We start from the raw sequence: 3,017 nt of genomic DNA on the forward strand, positions 1-3,017 counted from the left end.
CTATCAGTTTTTTCGTGAGTGTCGAAAACTCTGGATAATCATACAGTATTTGGCGATTGATGTCATTCAGATATGCGAACTCGGCAACGATTGGAATTTCAGTCGTAGCAATGTATTGCACCAACTTCTCCCTAATCTCGGCCACCTGTTCGTCTGTGAATGTCCTTGGTCTGCCTACTTCGTTTGCCATACGCTTATTATAACACATTACACGGAAGTGTCAAGGTTGCTTCTATGTTGCTTCTTATTAGAATAATCTTCCTTGTGATTGATATTCCTGTATCCTATCCTCAGCTATCTTGAAATATCCTTCATCCAATTCTATACCGATAAAATCTCTATTCAAATCAATACATGCAACACCAGTTGTACCGCTACCCATAAAAGGGTCAAGGATTGTATCGTTTTCGTTGGACCAAGAAATAATATGGTCATGTGCTAATTTCTCAGGGAATACCGCAGGATGTTTAGTCCTCGTACCTGCTTCATGATATTGCCAAATATTGAATCTCCGCCCAAATTCTTTTCTAGTAATAATACGTTTACATTTTGTATCGCCATTAGCATGCCTGTGTCCTTGGGATTCTTCTCGTACTCTAGGTTTTGTTGCGTTTTTCCTATCCTCAATAGGATTGAATGTTTTTAATTTACATTTTGTAAAAACGAACATATATTCAAAATCTTGCCAATACCCATAAATGCTTCCTGTAGCACCTTGCCCGCCTTTTGAGTATATCATCGTATCGTGCAAATTCCCGCCAATCTCCATCCAATACAACGCCTGTCTAAAAGATGTACCTGTTTCGCTTCCATTAATCGTTGCATCTCCTACAACCCAAACACAAACGCCACCATCTTTTAAGACTCTGAATATACCTTCAAGAACAGGCTTCCAAACATGTTCTCCCCATCCTGTGAAGTCTTTTCCATAATCCCTAAGATTATCGTAAGGCGGTGAAGTCATCACCATATCTATTGAGTTGTCTGGAATATCCTTCATCTTTTCTATGCAATCACCGTGAATCAGTTTTATATCAGCCATTTCTCAACCCCATATGCCAATAAGTCAAGAGTACAGAAACCTCAGCAGACCCAGCTTCCTTTATCATGTTCATCAAGTCAGCGTCCTGTACAGGGAAAACCCATCCGTTCTTTCTGGCGTTCTTCCCAAATTCAATAGCCTTTTTGTAATTCATAGCGTTTCTCCTTTACTGATACTTTACATTACACCCTATAGTAGAAAGTGTCAAGTGATAGTTTGCAAATAATTGAAATATCTTTGATCGCTTAGGTTCTGTGCTGTTTTGCTTGTATCTCTTCCCATGTAAGACCGACAATGAGGTCAAGAGGCTCGTAGTCGTATGCCTTGCACCTTGGGCAATCCTCGTCCGGCACGTTGCAATATCCCAGCTTGTTCATTGTCATGCAAGTTGCCCTGCGGTGTTCTAGTTCTTCTTTTGTCATTACTCCCCCTTACATGTCTGTACACATCATCGGCAATTTTTCGCCGTTCAACATTCTTTTGTATTCACCACTTCTAATGAGAGTTGCAATCACAAACCTTTCGCTCTTTTGTGTGAATTTTACCCTGTCTCTGATAACTCTGTTGATGTGCTTGTCTATTCTACTCATTGTTCTAACTCCTATTAAGCATTTCCCTTGGTGAGTGTTTCGTGAAGGCATAGTAGTCCCATCCAGATTTTTACATCTGTTTGGCTATTATGCTATTTCCCTTGGAGCCGTGCCCCTTAGAATCGCATACCCATTACTGCTTACTCAGCTTTGAGCGTCCCAACTTTTTCGGAGTTAAGTCCGTATGCTTTGCCTGTCGGGGAACCTTTCGGTCTAGTCCTTGGCATGGTGCTGTCGCATATCACCTTGTAGCACCCTGTTCACCAACCCCCAATACATCTATCATTCCAAAGGCTGGTATAGTCCACCAAAAGCAAAACCCTTGGACGGACCCTCTGTTATCAGCAGAGATTGTGTGCGGTTGTACTAACACACTATGGTCCATCTAAGGGCTTCGGTTGTACAACCTATCATGGGCGATTAACTCCACTTGTGATAATTGTACAACCGTTAAGCTAAATTGTCAAGCCTACCCCCATAACGCTATAGCCATTTCTAGCTTTTTCTTTAACTCGTTACATCTTTTGTTTGCATATACTAGAGAATACGAGTGTTCTCTTTCGATTGAACCGTTTTTTAATCCAGTATGATACTCTATAGCTTCATCAAGTTGTTGCCTATAAAAATCAATGCTTTCCGGCATTGAAAGATTTATCTTATCAGAAAGCTCATCCCAGTATGAAATCCTATCTCTATAACTTTCAGCCTTTCTAGACTCCTCAACCGATTTTCCTAACCTATTCCAATTCCTATTAAGTAAGGCTCTATGTGATTTCTCGCTATGATGGCCAACCTTAATTGGCTCTCCAAGTGATAGAAAATCCCTACCTTCATCAGCTTTCTTTAGATATTCATTACTTCTAGAAATAGCTGAATCTGCATAAGATTCTAACTTTTCAGCTTTATTTCTAGCACGTTCGCGTGAGTCGAACCCATCAACCCTAGTAATCGAGTAATAATAAAATTCACCTTTCTTTTGGTATAGATTATGGATTACATGTTCGTTCTCTTTTCCGTATTTCGTTGTTATTGTGATTATATCTCCCTTCTTGTGTTCTTCATCACACTGAGCAATAAAAACGTTTGGTGCAATTTTTGTATACTTGTTCATATCGTTCTCCTTTAAGGGGTACAACCCCCTACTATCTTCGATTCTAAGCCACCTAGAAAGCCCTACAATCAACGATGTGGGTAAAGTGGTGAAATTACTCAGTAGGACGTTCATCCATCCACTTTGAGTACAGGTCGGTGATGATTCTCTGACCTTCCTCAAAGGTATCAACATAGCCTTCCTGTGATTGACGGCTGAATCTTGAGAATTGGTATTCTCCATTAGGTCTGCGCTTACCAGCCATCTGGTATATCCTCCACTTCCAGACGACCTT

6 protein-coding genes are annotated in these 3,017 nt (G+C 40.5%); all 6 read right to left on the reverse strand.

The window, feature by feature from the left end; genetic code table 11:
• Positions 1 to 190 (reverse strand): hypothetical protein (locus PHO71_RS25895; protein WP_300209067.1); only part of this gene is annotated, 190 nt, incomplete at its 3' end.
• A 57-nt stretch (positions 191 to 247) separates the two neighbouring features.
• Positions 248 to 1,042: a site-specific DNA-methyltransferase gene (locus PHO71_RS25900; protein ID WP_300209068.1), complete on the reverse strand. Its 795-nt coding sequence runs from the start codon at positions 1,040 to 1,042 to the stop codon at positions 248 to 250.
• Entirely contained in the window at positions 1,035 to 1,196 is a 162-nt protein-coding gene (locus PHO71_RS25905; protein ID WP_300209069.1) for a hypothetical protein, read from the reverse strand. The genes PHO71_RS25900 and PHO71_RS25905 overlap by 8 nt, the downstream gene beginning before the upstream one ends.
• A 277-nt stretch (positions 1,197 to 1,473) precedes the next feature.
• Positions 1,474 to 1,632, reverse strand: coding sequence for a hypothetical protein (locus tag PHO71_RS25910; protein WP_300209070.1), 159 nt, complete (start codon positions 1,630 to 1,632; stop codon positions 1,474 to 1,476).
• A gap of 469 nt (positions 1,633 to 2,101) precedes the next feature.
• Positions 2,102 to 2,743, reverse strand: a complete 642-nt coding sequence (locus tag PHO71_RS25915; protein ID WP_300209071.1) for a DUF3560 domain-containing protein — start codon at positions 2,741 to 2,743, stop codon at positions 2,102 to 2,104.
• A gap of 94 nt (positions 2,744 to 2,837) precedes the next feature.
• On the reverse strand, positions 2,838 to 3,017 hold a 180-nt coding region (locus PHO71_RS25920), incomplete at its 5' end, for a hypothetical protein (protein WP_300209072.1).

It is taken from the genome of Bacteroides sp. (assembly GCF_028690125.1).
Taxonomy (GTDB): domain Bacteria; phylum Bacteroidota; class Bacteroidia; order Bacteroidales; family Bacteroidaceae; genus Bacteroides.

Excerpts from the sequence above, each read along its gene's own strand:
- PHO71_RS25905 (WP_300209069.1), bottom strand. The coding sequence starts at position 1,196 with ATGAATTACAAAAAGGCTATTGAATTTGGGAAGAACGCCAGAAAGAAC.
- PHO71_RS25915 (WP_300209071.1), bottom strand. The coding sequence starts at position 2,743 with ATGAACAAGTATACAAAAATTGCACCAAACGTTTTTATTGCTCAGTGT.
- PHO71_RS25910 (WP_300209070.1), bottom strand. The coding sequence starts at position 1,632 with ATGAGTAGAATAGACAAGCACATCAACAGAGTTATCAGAGACAGGGTA.
- PHO71_RS25900 (WP_300209068.1), bottom strand. The coding sequence starts at position 1,042 with ATGGCTGATATAAAACTGATTCACGGTGATTGCATAGAAAAGATGAAG.